The sequence below is a fragment of the Biomaibacter sp. TOL genome (genome assembly GCF_059717795.1).
Map to the genome: position 1 here is coordinate 1,646,088 of NZ_AP046092.1, position 14,651 is coordinate 1,660,738.

The window sequence follows — 14,651 nt, forward strand, 5'->3', positions numbered from 1 at the left end:
CGGCCCTCCCTGGGACCCTTGCGGCTTCACCGCTTCTTTCCCAGGGTAGGCCCCTTGCGGGGTTTTCTGCTGTCGTTGTATGTTTCTCGAACTTGCCAAGTTTTATCCCTCGCTTCGTGTTCGGCCCTTCGTCGGCATGACGTCTATGCCGACTATTATGGCCTCTGCTGACTTCTGACGGTTCAGCCGGGTCTCTCGGCCCGGGTTGTTAGTTTCCCTAACGTTTCCGCCAGACCTCCCCGGGTAAGAGCAATAGCCTTCGCCCCGTATACCTGCCGCATTTACTACACAGCCCCTTGGCAGTGTTGGATTTCGTTTTGTTTGGCAAACTCATCCGAACTGTATAGCCTTATATGCGGTTCGTGTTCCTCAGGCCGTGGCTTTGCTTACAGCTTCCTTCAGATTCTATCTCACGATAGACACCCTTGCTGTTTGGCTAATGGTCGCCGCTGCCAGCCCCATAGCAGACTTTCACTGCCGAGCTATTACCCATGCCGGGCACACCAAAAAAGCTGCCGATGATTTCAGCAGCTTTTTTGATGACAAAGTGGTTTTCCCGGCGAACAACTTATGCAGCACCGGTAATATACCGGATGTCAGAGGTCAGAAACTAAATCACACTTCAAACCTCCCGCCTCACACTTCCCATTATGCGCTGGCGAAAACCTCGAGGAATTCTTCCTCGTCCAGTTTTTCACGCTCCAGCAGAGCCTGGGCGACTTTATGAAGTTTATTCACGTTTTCAGAAAGCAGGCTTTTTGCCTTGTTATAGCACACATCTATGATTTTTCTTACTTCCTTGTCGATGGATGCCGCCACTTCTTCACTGTAATTCCTGCCCCGCGTAAGGTCCCTGCCCAGGAAGACCTCTTCCTGCTTGTGGCCAAGAGTCATGGGGCCGATATTTTCGCTCATGCCGTATTCCATAACCATCCTTCGGGCGATTTCCGTAGCCCTCTCCAGGTCATTCTGAGCGCCAGTGCTCACCTCGCTCAGCACCAGTTCTTCGGAAGCCCTTCCTCCCAGCAGATGGGTGACCTGGTCCATAAGTTCGTTTTTGCCCATAAAGAAGCGGTCTTCTTTGGGAAGAATCATGGTGTATCCTCCAGCCCTACCCCTGGGCACGATGGAAACCTCATGCACCGGGTCCACATGGGGCAGAAGCTGCGCCACAACCGCATGCCCCGCTTCATGGTAAGCTACAAGCCTGCGCTCCCGATCCGTCATTATGCGGCTCTTTTTTTCGGGGCCGGCTATGACACGGGTGATGGCTTCTTCCAGTTCGGGCATATCTATTTTTTTCTTGTTGCGACGGGCTGAAAGCAGTGCCGCTTCATTCATAAGGTTTTCAAGATCCGCCCCGGTAAAACCAGGAGTCCTTCTGGCCAGCACCGACAAATCAACATTTTCGCTCAGGGGCTTGTTCCGGGCATGAACCTTGAGAATCTCTTCCCTGCCCTTGACATCGGGCCGGTCCACCACCACTTCCCGGTCAAACCTGCCTGGACGCAAAAGCGCCGGGTCAAGTATATCCGGCCTGTTGGTAGCCGCTAGAATAATAATACCCTCATTGATACCAAAACCGTCCATTTCAACCAGCAGTTGATTCAGCGTCTGCTCCCTTTCGTCGTGACCTCCGCCGAGCCCTGCTCCTCTCTGCCTTCCCACGGCGTCAATCTCATCGATAAACACTATGCAGGGGGCGTTCTTTTTCGCCTGCTCAAAAAGGTCCCTTACCCTGGCTGCGCCGACGCCAACAAACATCTCCACAAAGTCCGAGCCGCTTATGCTGAAGAAGGGAACGCCGGCTTCTCCGGCCACAGCCCTGGCCAGCAGGGTTTTCCCGGTGCCGGGGGGGCCTATCAGCAGAACACCTTTGGGAATTCTGGCGCCAATCTCTATGAATTTTTTGGGGTGTTTTAGAAATTCCACAACCTCTTCCAGTTCTTCTTTTGCCTCATCCACCCCGGCCACATCTTTGAAGGTCACGCGCCTCTTGTCGTCGGTATGAAGTTTAGCCCTGCTGCGGCCGAAAGACATGACCCGGCTGCCCCCGCCCTGGCTCTGCTGCATAAAAAAATACCATGCGCCTATAAAAAGCAGCACCAGGAACACCGACGGCAGGATGGAAGACCACCATGGCGCCTGAGGCCTCGGTTCCGCATCAAGGGTTAGTTCCCCCTTATTCACTTTGCTCTGAATGCTCTCAATGAAAATGGTAGTATCCGGAACGTAACTTATAAAGTTGCGGCCGTCTTTCAAAGTACCGTTTATATTATTGTCGACCATTTTTATACTCTTGACCTGGTCTTTATCTATCAGCTGGATAAGTTCCGTATAGTTTATGCGCACCTGCGTGGTATCCTGGTTGGAATACCATTGAACCAGGGAAAGTATCAGTATGAATACCAACAGATAAAAACTTATGCTTCTGAAAAAATTGTTCAAAAATTTTCCTCCCTTCCGGGACTATATTTCCCCACGATATTTTAACATATAAATATTTATTTTACAATTTTAAAATGGCTGATGGGTTAAATGCTCTATTTTCATTGATAGATTTCTGGCTTCAAAACACAAATGTAAGGCAGGTTCCTGTACTTTTCATTGTAATCCAGACCGTATCCCACAACGAAATAATCCGGGATTTCAAAGCCCAAGTAATCCACCTTTATATCCACCTTGCGGCGGCTGGGTTTGTCCAGCAGCGTGCATATCTTAATGTCGGCGGGCTTGCGGGATTTCAGAATGCTGTGCATGTAGCTTAAAGTCAGACCCGAATCGATAATGTCCTCCACTATAAGAAGGTTTTTGCCTTCCACATTCTCCTCTAAATCCTTCAGTATCCTGACGACACCGGAAGATTCCGTAGACGCCCCGTAGCTGGATACTGCCATAAAGTCCACCTGCAGGGGCAGTTCTATCTGCCGTATGAGGTCTGACATGAATATGACGGCGCCTTTGAGCACTCCCACCAGCAGAAAGTTGTCTTTGTCTTTATAATCGGCGGTAATCTTCTCCCCCATTTCTTTTAAACGTTTTTTTATCTGGTCTTCCGATATCAAGATTTTTTCTATATCGTTTTGCAATTAATCCCTCATCCTCTCCATGTTTAAAATTAAAATCGTGCGGGTGCCCCGGGTTATTTTAAACCTGTCGTCGATTCTCATGCCCGCAACCCAGATTAACTTTCCGCCGGCTGTCACTAGAGGCACTCTATCCCTCTCGCTTCTGGGTATCTTTTCATCTGTGAAAAAATCCTGCAGCTTTTTTGGATGCCCGCCCAGCGGGATAAACCTGTCGCCGGGACGGCGGTTTCTCACAGTCAAATTTCCTTCTATTTTATCATAATCCAGTTGGGCTATCAAGGGATTAGTTCTTATTATCGCCACTTCTTCGCGGGGAAAAGCATAGGCCCGGATGACAACCCCGGCTTCCCCGATTTCCACCCTGCCGGGAACGGGAAGTTCATAAGAATAATCCCCGACCTGCTGATGATTTTTCTGAAAAATTAAGACGCAATCATATCGTTTCTCCGCCCGGAGGCTTTTTGGTAGATCTAAAACGCTGCCTGCCGCGGAGTTTTTTATAAAATCCACCAGCAACACGGTGTGCCTGAATTCAAAATCTTTGATATCTCCGGCCAGCTCCTCCACCGCTTTTCTTACCAAACGCCGCTTTATCGCATCATGCAGCGGCAGGAAATTTTTTAAATCAACTTTAATCCTTCCCGGGCAGCAGGTGACCGCCTGCCGCCATGCCGCGGAGGTTTGCTCTTCCAGAAATGACACATCACATCTGGCAATTTCCGACAACCTCCTGAGGGACGCACCGAAATGGGGGGCATATTTTTGCTTTATCAGAGGTATAAGTTCCAGCCTGAGGCTGTTTCTGAAATAGTCGGCCCTGAGGTTGGTACTGTCAATTCTATAGTCCAGACCTTCACATTTCAAATACTCTTCAATTTCAGGCCTCGAAATTTCCAGAAGGGGTCTGACATAAATATCCCTGACCGGTTCAATGCCCAGCAGTCCTTCTATGCCGGTCCCTCTCATTATATTCATTAAAACCGTTTCCTCATGGTCGTTCCTGTTATGCCCAAGAGCCACCTTGTTTGCCCCGGCCTTTTTTCTCGCCCTTTCAAAAAAGGCATACCTTACCCGCCGGGCGGCATCTTCAGGGGAAAGCCCGGTCCTACGAACGTATTCGGGGACATCTATTGCTTCTCTATAGAGGGGAACGTTCAATTTTCGGCATAATTCCTCGACAAAAAGCGCATCCTCCCGGGATTCCATGCCCCGGAACATGTGGTCGAGGTGGGCCGCCGTAAGCCTTATGCCGAGTGTCTCGCCAAACTTCCATAAAAGGTGCAAAAGGCACACGGAATCAGGGCCGCCGGAAACCCCCGCTATTATAGCGTCGCCCTTTTGTATCATATCGTATTTTGCGATGGTATCAAGAAACTTTTGAATTACATCCATAAACTTTTACCGCTCTCAATATTGGCATGATCATAAATTTATCATAAAACTTTATCAATAAAATTTCAACAAAAATTCGACCTTTTTTTCGGGTGGGCAAAAAATTATCCCGCTATCAGCAGGACCGTAAAAATGAAAAAAATACTGGATATTAATTTATCTCCAGTATTTGCCATTAATATTCCGGATTTATGTTAATTAATCCCATAGTCTGGCAACCAGGACAGTCATATCATCTTTGGCATTGCCGCCCAGTCTTGCTTTTTTTAAAATATCCTCTGCAATTTCCTGAGGATTGGTGGTGCGCACGTCGCATAACAGCTTTTTAAGCTGTTCCTCACCATCCTGGCATCCGGAAAGGGCGTCAATCACGCCGTCCGTGACCAGAATCAGTATGTCGCCGGATTTTAAATCCCTGCGGATTACTTTCGGATTAACTTCGTCCATGATACCCACCGGCAGGCTTCCGCCCATGATAGTCTCGACACGCGAGCCTCGCTTTACAAAGCTCGCTGCAGAACCGGCCTTTATGAAGTCTGTCATGCCGGTGCAGGTATCTATTACGGCCATATCCACGGTCGAGAATCTATCGTCACTTGACGATGCGGCCATTGCAGAATTCACAATTCCCAGGGCCGCATCGTAATCAAAACCGGCATCCAGAAACCGCTCCAGCAAATCCAGGGTCCTTTTGCTGCATTTTGCGGCCTTTTCTCCGACTCCCATGCCGTCACTCAATGCCAGCAGGTATCTGCCGTTCTTCAATTCCGAAAAGCAGAAATCGTCGCCCGACACGTCAAATCCTTCCTTTGCGGCCCCGACCACTCCCACCGCAACACCGAGACCCGCTATCCTGGATTCATCAGGCATATCCAAATAATCTTCCTGGATCGCTTTAACCAGTTGCTTTACCAACCCGGATGCTCCCTGAAAACTGGCCCTTATTTTTTCTCTGCCGCGCTCTGCGATGTTGTGCATATGCCTTTCGAGATTGTATACTAGGCTTAATTCATTTATGATCCTCTTAATGTCATCGATCCTGCCGCACCGGATCCTGAAAAGATGCGGGAGGGCCGCTGGACGATCCGCCTCACAGGATTTGATAAGCTCATAAAACGATTTTACTGTTCGATTGAGCTCCCTCTCCCAGCATGTCTTGTAAAGGCCGCATGAAAGACATACCTTCTGCTGAACCTCCCGGCATATATTGTCCAGGTAGCCGCTCCGGCATGTACCGCCACTCTCGACAACGGGCTCCGCAAAAGCCTTGCCCAATTCTTCCAGCAGTGTTGCCGTTTCTAAAAGCCTGTCTCCCGCCATCCTGATGATGTCAGTTTTGTCCTTTTGATTCTGCGCCGCCATTTCATTCAAATACATTTCCAGCTTTTTCAATAACCCGACGGGCATCATCAGCAGGATGCTGCATGAAACCGCCAGCACAGGCCAAGGGATTAAACTTTCTCCCATGGAATTTACATAAAGATTGTACAGTACATAGCCCAGTATGAATCCTGCAACAGTTCCTGACTTTCCCATTTTATTGAAAGTTCCCGCCACAAGCCCAGAAAAAGCGAGAATAGTGACAAACCACGGCGACATGGCAAAGGAAGAGCCCGTGACGCCAATTATTATGCCGGTTGTTGTACCTGCTCCCGGGCCTCCGATAAGCGCCATGACCAGCACAGCGATTACACTTGCAACAGTTTTGACGTTAATGTTATAAATTTCAAAATTTCTCGCTATAGAAAGCCCCACTCCGGCCAGGATTGCAAGACAGATACTTTTTTCCGCCTCCCGAACCGGTATTTTAAAAAACCATGATAGACCTCCGGGAATAATAAATGTCGCTATGCTTGCAAGGGCCGATTCCATGCCTAGCAACAGCAGGTCATAAGGGGACATTCCCGCTATAGACAAATATAAAAGCCCGGCCAGAGAGTTTGATATAAAAACAATCAGACCGACCGTAAGCTCCCTGTGCATTGCTTTGCTTTTCAACATATTAAAAGCCGTAGCAAATAAAACCATAGCCCCGAGATAGCGAAGAGCCGCCGGATTTTTCATTGCGACCAGAATACCCATAAAAGAAAACAAGCCCGCGGCAATCGACTTCTTTCTGTAGAGCATTGCGGCTGCCAGATAAGAAAGGCCAAAAGGATAAAGCCCATTTATTGAGGCCATGCCGAAAAAAAAGGCTGTCAGATGAAACCATAAATGTTCCGAAAGCAAAAGCCCTGACCCTGAAAAGTTGAGGCTCCGGATTTTCTCTTTCGCCTCTCTCTTTCCATAGACGTTCCATTGAAGATGAGCTCTGTTTATCAATGTTTCCACCTACCCTGTTTTACATGGTAGGTTTTATTATAAGACAAGCTGCTTGTAAAAATTGTCATTTATGGAAGGCATATCTATAAAATTTTATGACAAAATCCTTTTTAATCCCACACTTTTTAAAAAAAATGTTAAATGGTGTCCGGGTTTTTTATATTGAGTTGTATAAACAAAAAAAGCCGCCTTTTGCGACTTTGTTGTCATTATAATGGTGACCCCGGCGGGATTCGAACCCACGTTACCGCCGTGAAAGGGCGATGTCTTAACCACTTGACCACGGGGCCATATGTGATGTGAGGTATGGTAGCGGCGCAGGGATTTGAACCCCGGACACTGCGGGTATGAACCGCATGCTCTAGCCACCTGAGCTACGCCGCCCCGATTTTTTAGATACCGGAAATCGGATGTCGGATGTCAGAACTCGATGAAATTTGCTTAAAACAAATTTCATCTATTGCAATTAAATACAGGACATCTGATGTAAGGGACGTGTCGGATTTGCCTTTTGGCAAATCTTATATTCTGACTTCTCACCTCTGACCTCCGGCTTCTGTTATGGTGGCGGGGGCTGGATTTGAACCAGCGACCTCCGGGTTATGAGCCCGACGAGCTACCGGACTGCTCCACCCCGCGTCGTTGTCGATGTTCCGCTTTTATTACCGTATTACCGGCACTTTTATATTGTATAATAAAATTGCCGTTTCGTCAAGGGTGAGAAAACTGTTTAATCTGTTTTCATATCTTCTACGAACACTGCTTTAGTATTTTTGGGATTAATTTATAGAATAGTTAGTAAGGCTTTTTTATTTTGATATCCTTCATCGGAAAATGTTTTATATTGAGCGTTATCAATTCGGCATCAAGGTATTCGGCTGTTGCGGCAATTATTGCATCGCCGATATTCAGGGCATGGGATTTAAAAAATTCATGCATGTATCTTCCTGCTCTTTCCCCGATTTCGCGATTAACATCCTTTTCTTTATAAATCTCCAGTAAATATTCAACATCTTCGATTTCTTTTTCTCTAATACCTGCCAATAATTCGATTCTCGTTACTACTGAGTAATAAACTTCTCCGGCTTCTGATAAGCTTTTTAATGTTTTTTTTGCAGGTTCTTTTCCTTTTAAATGGTCAATAAATATATTTGTATCAATCAGATATTTCTTCATTCGCTTATCTCCAGTCTCTTGTTCCATGAACTGCGTATCTTTTCTATATAATCTGTTCCTATATCATCCTTATCTTTCCATAAGCCAAAGGTTTTTTCAATGATAATATCCTTATCCATTCTATCTTTTTCTACATATTCGTTTATGGCTTCCCTTATACATTCAGCCATGGTCATATTATTCAATTTGGCCAAATTCTTTAGTTTTTCTTTTTGAACCTTTGTAAGGTAAATTTGAGTTCTTTCCATTATCTCACCTCTTATACATTATTATTATACATTGCTGTTTATAAAAAGTAAATACTCTTTCTGCATACAACATGGTTGTATAAAAACTCCCGAAAAAAATATATCACCGTAGAAGGATATAAACAAAAAAGCGGCATTTGCCGCTATTCAAAAAACACTCAACTGTTCATCTTTTACATCGGTTATAAACATGTGACCCGGCGAATGGGTAATCATTATTTCGGGCTTGGATTTCATAGCCACCGCCTGGGGTGTAACACCGCAAGCCCAGAACACAGGAACCTCCCCATCCCTTATCTCAACGGCATCTCCAAAATCCGGTCTATCCAACGATTTTATACCAATCTTTGCCGGCTCCCCTATGTGGACAGGAGCGCCATGGACCGCCGGGAATCTGGATGTCACCTGGACTGCTCTTATAACCAGTTCCTGTGGAATAGGTCTCATGCTCACCACCATATTTCCGCGGAAGACTCCGGCGGGTCGGGTCTGAATGTCGGTTATATACATGGGCACACATCCAGTATGGGACAGGGCTTTGGATTGCGATAGGCGAAAAGCAGAAAATCATAGGCTAACTCTTTTGGGAGTATAACCAGATTTGCCTGGGTATATCCCAGGGCTAAGCCACAGGTAGGCCCTGACCATTTTCTTTCACGAATAAGCTTGCGCGCATCACTCGCTCCTATTGCTGATAAATCGGCTTTAACCTCCACTGCTGGTGCCCCCTTAAAAATTTAGATTGTTGTTTAAATTGAAATGTCGCAATAGACTTAAACCGCTCTACTTATTTCAAAATATCTATGTTCACACTGAACACCTTGCCATTTACAGTCACATCAAAATACCTCGACGGTACAAGTGTTTCTTTTATTTTATTTAAAACTTCTTCCTTTTCTTTCAACAATTGATGGGCTTCTTCAACACTGATAGCCCTGAACTTTATCCTATCCTGCGGTTTTAACTGAGCAAGCTTAGATAAATCAATCGAAATCACTGTGGCGATTTTTGCATAGCCGCCGGTGGTCTGTGCGTCTTTTAGCATTATTATGGGCTTCCCATTGCCCGGTATCTGTACTGCTCCTGGCATGATACCGTCAGTAATTATGTCATGCTTTTCTTTCGCCTTTATTGCAGGACCATCAAGTCTGTAGCCCATCCTATCGGAGTCTTTTGTGATAGTATAGGTGGAGTTTAAGAAAAGTTCCACGGCCTCCCTTGAAAAGTAATCGTGTTGAGGCCCTGGAATAATCCGTATTTCTTCTTCAGCAGAATAATGGGGAATGTATTCTTCTTTTACTTTGAAAAAATATGCGAAAGATGTATGCCGCTTGAGCGATAGCACATCTCCCTTTTCCAGCCGTCTTCCCTTCATGCCCCCGATGCTGCCCCTGGTATATGTGGAGACGCTCCCCATAACCACGTCACCATCAAATCCGCCCGGAACAGCCATGTACGCCCTGCAACCCGTTTTCACTGGAGCAAAAGAGAGGGTTTCACCCTTCCTCACAGGAAACGACGACCAGCAGGGCCTTTCCACGCCATTTACCAGGGGATTCATCCATGCGCCTGTCACCGCCACCACCGTGTTCTGCGTGACTTCCAGTGTAGGGCCCATGAGGGTCATCTCCAGAACCGGAGCATTTTCGACATTTCCCACCAGCATGTTGGCCACGCGAAAGGCAAACTCATCCATGGCACCGGAAACCGGCACTCCCTGGCTTTCATATCCGAACCTGCCCATGTCCTGTACGCTCGTAAAAAGTCCGGGATTTATGACTTTAAAACATTCCATCTTTACCCCCTGCTTTCAGTAAAACTTAATCCTCCCTCAAACAACCATCGTCTCTTTTAATATTTCCGCAATCCATTTACCCATTATAATCATACATTTTCACTTCATAGCCGTTTGTGTTAACTCGCTCTTCTATCTCATGAAATTCGTCCGGAGTTATCCTCACAAACTTTATATAATTGCCGGCTTCCAGCAAAATAGGCTTTTCCCTGGGAGGGTCATAAAGTTTGACCGGCGTTTTGCCTATTAGTCTCCACCCACCGGGGCTCGTGACAGGATATATACCGGTCTGACTGCCCGCAATCCCCACCGAACCTGCCGGAATCTCAGTCCTGGGTTTTTCGAGGCGGGGTGTGGCTATTTTTTCCGACATGCCTCCAAGATATGCAAAACCCATGGTAAAGCCGAGCATATAGATCCTGTAGGCGTTCCCGGTATGGATTTTTATTACCTCTTCCGTGGTCATATTGTGATATTCCGCCACAAATTCAAGGTCCGGCCCAAAATCGCCGCCATAGGCTACCGGAATCTCGATGACCTTTGGTTTGAATTCCTCCACGCTAGTGTACATGTCACTTTTGGCTATCAATGCTGTCAGTTCATCAACCGTAAGTTTGAGTGGCTCGTATTTTATGAGAAGAGACCGATACGTAGGAATAATTGATGTAATACCTGTAACATCCTGTCTTTTCAGGGCGCTATAAAGGTTCAGCACCCTCTTATTGCATTCCTCGGATATCTCGTTCCCGTATTCCACCACTACGGCTTTGTCTCCGGCCGGCAGAATTCTCGGTATTTTATACATCCACTCACACTCCTCAAACAGCAACTATTCAGCATCATTTGCTGGCAGTGAATTGGTTTTTCGCTCGCTCCAAGTTCGCACCGATTACCGATTATAGAAAACTGGCCATTGGCGCAATTCTTACGCCATTTTCCTCCAGGACTTTTCTTAATCTTAGTGCAAATTCTACAGCCTGGGGGTTGTCTCCATGGACGCATATGGTGTCGGCCCTGACTTTTATTTGGCTGCCGTCCACCGCCTCCACCATGCCCTCTTTTACCATTCTCAATACTCTTTTTGCTGCTATATCCGCATCATGTATCATGGCATTGGGCAGCTTCCGCAAAACCAGTGTCCCGTCGGGGTTGACATTCCTGTCGGCAAACACCTCGCAGGCAAACTTTAACCCCGCTTTCTCGGCCGCTTTTTGCATGGCGGTATTTGCCATAGCCACACATATGAGATTCTTATCCACCGAAGCTATAGCTTGAGCAATGGCATCGGCCAGCTTCTCGTCTGCGGCGGCCATGTTGTACAGAGCGCCGTGGGCTTTCACATGCTGCAGTTTCATTCCGAGACTCTCCGCAAAGGCTTTCAATGCGCCTATTTGATATATTATGTAGCTTCTTATGTCCGATGGGGAAATGTCCATGTTCCTCCTGCCGAAACCCATGAGGTCTGGAAAACCGGGATGTGCTCCAACAGCCACACCGTTTTTTTCGCATAATCCCACAGTCCTTTCCATCACCACCGGGTCTCCCGCATGAAACCCGCAGGCTATGTTTGCTGATGAAACGTATTTTACAATTTCATCATCCATGCCTATCCGGTATGCTCCAAAGCTTTCCCCTATATCGCTGTTCAGATCAACTTTTAATTTCAAGGCTATAACCTCCTATAAACCCTATTATCGATTTTGCTTTTCACTTTAAATATATTGCAATTATTATGCCATAAATTAGAAACAGATTTCAAAAAAAGATTGAAAGACCTTGGTTAAAATCATACAGGCAAATATTTTTAAATTCAATTTAAAATGAAGAACATAAAACCGCTCACAGAACACTTTTTAGTGCATTAGCGCACACCTCTTTTTTTTAAGCATATTTTGATGTATTATTTTGATAAAAGGCAGGGAGGGATTACTATGAACTGGTCACTTCTTTTTATGGTATTTTTTCTAATTTATACATTTCTCATTATATTCTCCGCCAGAAGCGGTTTTTATGATACTTACAGCATTGATGATTTCTTTGTAGCAGGGCGTTCTTTAAACTCCTTTTTCAGCACCGCCACTTTTGTAGCCACCTGGTTCAGCGCAGCATCTATTTTGGGGCTGGGCGGGTCGCTTTATATTTATGGAATATCCTCTATTCTTTACAGTATCTTGCCGTGGTTCCTCGGTGCCTTTTTTTTATTTCTACTGGCTTCACCTTTTAAAAAATATCAAATTTATACTTATGCTGAATTTTTTTATGTAAAATATAATTCGAGGTTGATGCAAACCTGCATCGCCCTATTAATAATATTTTCATATATTTTATATATCACCATGCAGATAAAGGGATTTGGCCTTGTTATGAGCATGCTTCTCAATATTCCTTATGCCTTCGCTATTTTACTTGTTTATTTATACATTCTTTATACGACCTTCGGAGGTTTGTTTTCTGTTGTAAAAACCGATGCAGTTAATGCCGCAATCATATTTGTTGCATTTATAATATTCGGCATATATTTAATATTAAAGACCGGCGGCTTATTAAATATTATAAACGCAGCTGCAAGTATTGATACCTATCCGGTTAAAGGGTGGGATATAAAAACACCAATCGGTGGTCTGTTGCATCCTTTTTGTAAAGGTCTTCAGCCTCCGGCTTATGTTTATACATCATTCTTCGGATGGGGGTTAGGTCTTGCCGCAAATCCTCAGTACGTTATTCGGATAGTTTCGGCAAAGGACCGGCTTACTGGCAAAAAAATGATTTTATATTCATTAATACTTCTTTCCCTGATTTACTTTTTTATAGTCATTGGATCTATAGGTCTTAGAACCGTTATTCCTTCTGCCCCTACTCTACAAAATATGGATGAAATAATACCGTTTCTATTTAACCGTATCGCTCCACCATATCTGACCGGTTTTATCCTTATTGCCATCATAGCTTCATCGGTTTCCACGGCCAATTCCGAACTTCTGCTCATAGCCAACAGTTTTACTTATGACATATTGAAAAACCGAATCAAAAAGGAGATCGGGGAAGATGAGATGCTATCATTAAACCGCATCACCATAGCTGTGGCAGGCACCCTTTCTCTTTTGTTATCGTATAACCCTCCAAAGAATCTTATCGAATTCGGCGGCAATATGTGGGGTTTTTTCGCTTCTTCAACTTTTATACCGCTTTATGCGGGAATCTTTTGCAAGAAGGCATCCAAATTTTCAGCAGAGCTGTCTTTTTTTGCAGGACTTATTGCATATATAGTTTTACTATCTACTCAACCCATGATATCAAATCCTCTTTACAAGCTTATTCATCCGGGCCTCCCGTCTTTTATCATATCTCTTGCCGCCTTTATGTTCGGAGAAAGGAAGGTAAAACATGCGAAGCATTGAATCCAGGATTCTTATACCCTTTTTAATTTTAATAATAGTATCCCTCGGTATCGTGGGAATCACTTCCTATTACGGCTCGTACAGAATTGTTCAGGATATAGCTGGCAGACTGCCGGAAAACATCATTCAGATAGATACGGAATATATATCCGGCCAGCTTCTGGAACTTCAAAAATACACAATATTGGTAGCCATAATCACCATAATTATCGCCGCTCAGTTAACAATATTTTTCTCCTATAATCTCACAAAGCCTATAAAAAAATTTTCTCTGGCCTGCGAGGAAATTGCCAGGGGAAATTTTGATATAAAAATAGAATACAATCGTAACGACGAAATAGCAGTTTTAAAAGACGCCTTCAATACAATGTCTGTAAAGCTGAGTGAATATATCAAAAAAATGGAGCATGTGAACCGCCTGACTTTTCTGGGTGAAATGTCGGCGGTGCTGGCCCATGAAATAAGAAACCCCCTTCAAGGCATTCAATCTTGTTTTCAGGCTATGGAATCCAGAATGCCAGCCGATGATGACGAACTGGAATCCATATTTTCTTCCATATACCGTGAAATAGAGCGAATAAACAATATTATCTCCAATCTCCTGAATTTCGCCAGGCCCGGGGAACCTCAACCGGAAATGATTTTTATAGAAAAATCTATGGAAGAGGTCATGCCATTCATAGAACCGGTGCTGAAAAATAAAAGTTTAACTCTAAATTGCAATTTTTTAAGTGCCCAGGAATATCTTTTTATTGATAGGTGCCATTTGAAACAAATTTTGATCAATCTCATCACCAATGCTGCCAGGGCTAGCAAACACGGTGATACTTTAGAAATTTCATCAGCTTTTACCGATGAGGAAATTATCATTTCTATAAAAGATTCGGGTGTTGGTATACCCGTAACAAATTTGAACAAAATCTTCAATCCGTTTTTCACAACCTTTGAGGAGGGCACCGGTTTAGGCCTAAGCGTGGTTCACAGCCTGATATTGAAAAACCATGGGCGAATATGGCTGGAAAGTTTAGAAAATAAGGGCACTACAGTCTATGTTGCATTTCCACGTTCATTACCGCACTAAGTGAGCGGTGCTTGCAATACCACTCCGATGGTTTCAAAAACCAACAATAAAAAACGATGAAAATAAGGGTTTTTCAAACAAACCCTTATTTTATTTTGTTGGCACAAATCATGCTGTAAAAACTGTCAAATAATAATAGTATCTGACATA

Annotated in this window: 11 protein-coding genes, 3 tRNA genes and 1 pseudogene; 2 read left to right on the forward strand and 13 right to left on the reverse strand. The window is 44.8% G+C overall.

The features are described 5' to 3' along the window. Positions 1-648: 648 nt before the first annotated feature. The 13 genes and pseudogenes from ftsH to AC6I1H_RS08330 all read right to left on the reverse strand — a co-directional run bounded on the left by ftsH (position 649) and on the right by AC6I1H_RS08330 (position 11,689). Positions 649-2,448 carry an ATP-dependent zinc metalloprotease FtsH gene (ftsH, locus tag AC6I1H_RS08270; protein ID WP_497740471.1) on the reverse strand — a complete coding sequence of 600 codons (1,800 nt, stop codon included), beginning with the start codon at positions 2,446-2,448 and terminating at the stop codon, positions 649-651. Between the two features lie 101 nt (positions 2,449-2,549). After that, positions 2,550-3,089: a hypoxanthine phosphoribosyltransferase gene (gene hpt, locus AC6I1H_RS08275; protein WP_497740472.1), complete on the reverse strand. Its 540-nt coding sequence runs from the start codon at positions 3,087-3,089 to the stop codon at positions 2,550-2,552. Further along, on the reverse strand, positions 3,090-4,481 hold the full coding sequence (gene tilS / locus AC6I1H_RS08280; RefSeq protein ID WP_497740473.1) for a tRNA lysidine(34) synthetase TilS: 1,392 nt from the start codon (positions 4,479-4,481) through the stop codon (positions 3,090-3,092). A 198-nt stretch (positions 4,482-4,679) separates the two neighbouring features. Then, positions 4,680-6,803 carry a SpoIIE family protein phosphatase gene (locus tag AC6I1H_RS08285; protein WP_497740474.1) on the reverse strand — a complete coding sequence of 708 codons (2,124 nt, stop codon included), beginning with the start codon at positions 6,801-6,803 and terminating at the stop codon, positions 4,680-4,682. A gap of 215 nt (positions 6,804-7,018) precedes the next feature. After that, a tRNA-Glu gene (locus AC6I1H_RS08290) sits at positions 7,019-7,093 on the reverse strand. Between the two features lie 17 nt (positions 7,094-7,110). Beyond that, positions 7,111-7,187 (reverse strand) — tRNA-Met (locus AC6I1H_RS08295). 178 nt (positions 7,188-7,365) lie between these two features. After that, positions 7,366-7,442: transfer RNA gene (locus tag AC6I1H_RS08300), tRNA-Met, on the reverse strand. A gap of 156 nt (positions 7,443-7,598) precedes the next feature. After that, positions 7,599-7,979, reverse strand: a complete 381-nt coding sequence (locus AC6I1H_RS08305) for a type II toxin-antitoxin system VapC family toxin (protein ID WP_497740475.1) — start codon at positions 7,977-7,979, stop codon at positions 7,599-7,601. Continuing rightward, entirely contained in the window at positions 7,976-8,227 is a 252-nt protein-coding gene (locus AC6I1H_RS08310) for a ribbon-helix-helix domain-containing protein (protein WP_497740476.1), read from the reverse strand. Before AC6I1H_RS08310 ends, AC6I1H_RS08305 begins: the two co-directional genes overlap by 4 nt. A gap of 147 nt (positions 8,228-8,374) precedes the next feature. After that, positions 8,375-8,943: pseudogene (locus tag AC6I1H_RS08315) on the reverse strand (D-glutamate cyclase family protein). Positions 8,944-9,014: 71 nt separating this feature from the next. Further along, positions 9,015-10,022, reverse strand: a complete 1,008-nt coding sequence (locus AC6I1H_RS08320; protein WP_497740477.1) for a 5-oxoprolinase subunit C family protein — start codon at positions 10,020-10,022, stop codon at positions 9,015-9,017. 76 nt (positions 10,023-10,098) lie between these two features. Continuing rightward, on the reverse strand, positions 10,099-10,827 hold the full coding sequence (gene pxpB / locus AC6I1H_RS08325) for a 5-oxoprolinase subunit PxpB (RefSeq protein ID WP_497740478.1): 729 nt from the start codon (positions 10,825-10,827) through the stop codon (positions 10,099-10,101). A 91-nt stretch (positions 10,828-10,918) separates the two neighbouring features. Further along, on the reverse strand, positions 10,919-11,689 hold the full coding sequence (locus AC6I1H_RS08330; protein WP_497740479.1) for a LamB/YcsF family protein: 771 nt from the start codon (positions 11,687-11,689) through the stop codon (positions 10,919-10,921). Between the two features lie 264 nt (positions 11,690-11,953). On the opposite strand from AC6I1H_RS08330, the gene AC6I1H_RS08335 reads away from it, so the two are divergent. Further along, on the forward strand, positions 11,954-13,420 hold the full coding sequence (locus tag AC6I1H_RS08335; protein ID WP_497740480.1) for a sodium:solute symporter family protein: 1,467 nt from the start codon (positions 11,954-11,956) through the stop codon (positions 13,418-13,420). Further along, complete coding sequence (locus tag AC6I1H_RS08340) at positions 13,407-14,501, forward strand: sensor histidine kinase (protein ID WP_497740481.1); 1,095 nt, start codon at positions 13,407-13,409, stop codon at positions 14,499-14,501. The genes AC6I1H_RS08335 and AC6I1H_RS08340 overlap by 14 nt, the downstream gene beginning before the upstream one ends. The last annotated feature ends 150 nt before the right edge of the window (positions 14,502-14,651 follow it).

Coding starts and splice junctions, on each gene's coding strand:
- tilS (WP_497740473.1), bottom strand. CDS start 4,481: ATGGATGTAATTCAAAAGTTTCTTGATACCATCGCAAAATACGATATG.
- AC6I1H_RS08305 (WP_497740475.1), bottom strand. CDS start 7,979: ATGAAGAAATATCTGATTGATACAAATATATTTATTGACCATTTAAAA.
- AC6I1H_RS08310 (WP_497740476.1), bottom strand. CDS start 8,227: ATGGAAAGAACTCAAATTTACCTTACAAAGGTTCAAAAAGAAAAACTA.
- AC6I1H_RS08320 (WP_497740477.1), bottom strand. CDS start 10,022: ATGGAATGTTTTAAAGTCATAAATCCCGGACTTTTTACGAGCGTACAG.
- pxpB (WP_497740478.1), bottom strand. CDS start 10,827: ATGTATAAAATACCGAGAATTCTGCCGGCCGGAGACAAAGCCGTAGTG.
- AC6I1H_RS08335 (WP_497740480.1), top strand. CDS start 11,954: ATGAACTGGTCACTTCTTTTTATGGTATTTTTTCTAATTTATACATTT.
- AC6I1H_RS08340 (WP_497740481.1), top strand. CDS start 13,407: ATGCGAAGCATTGAATCCAGGATTCTTATACCCTTTTTAATTTTAATA.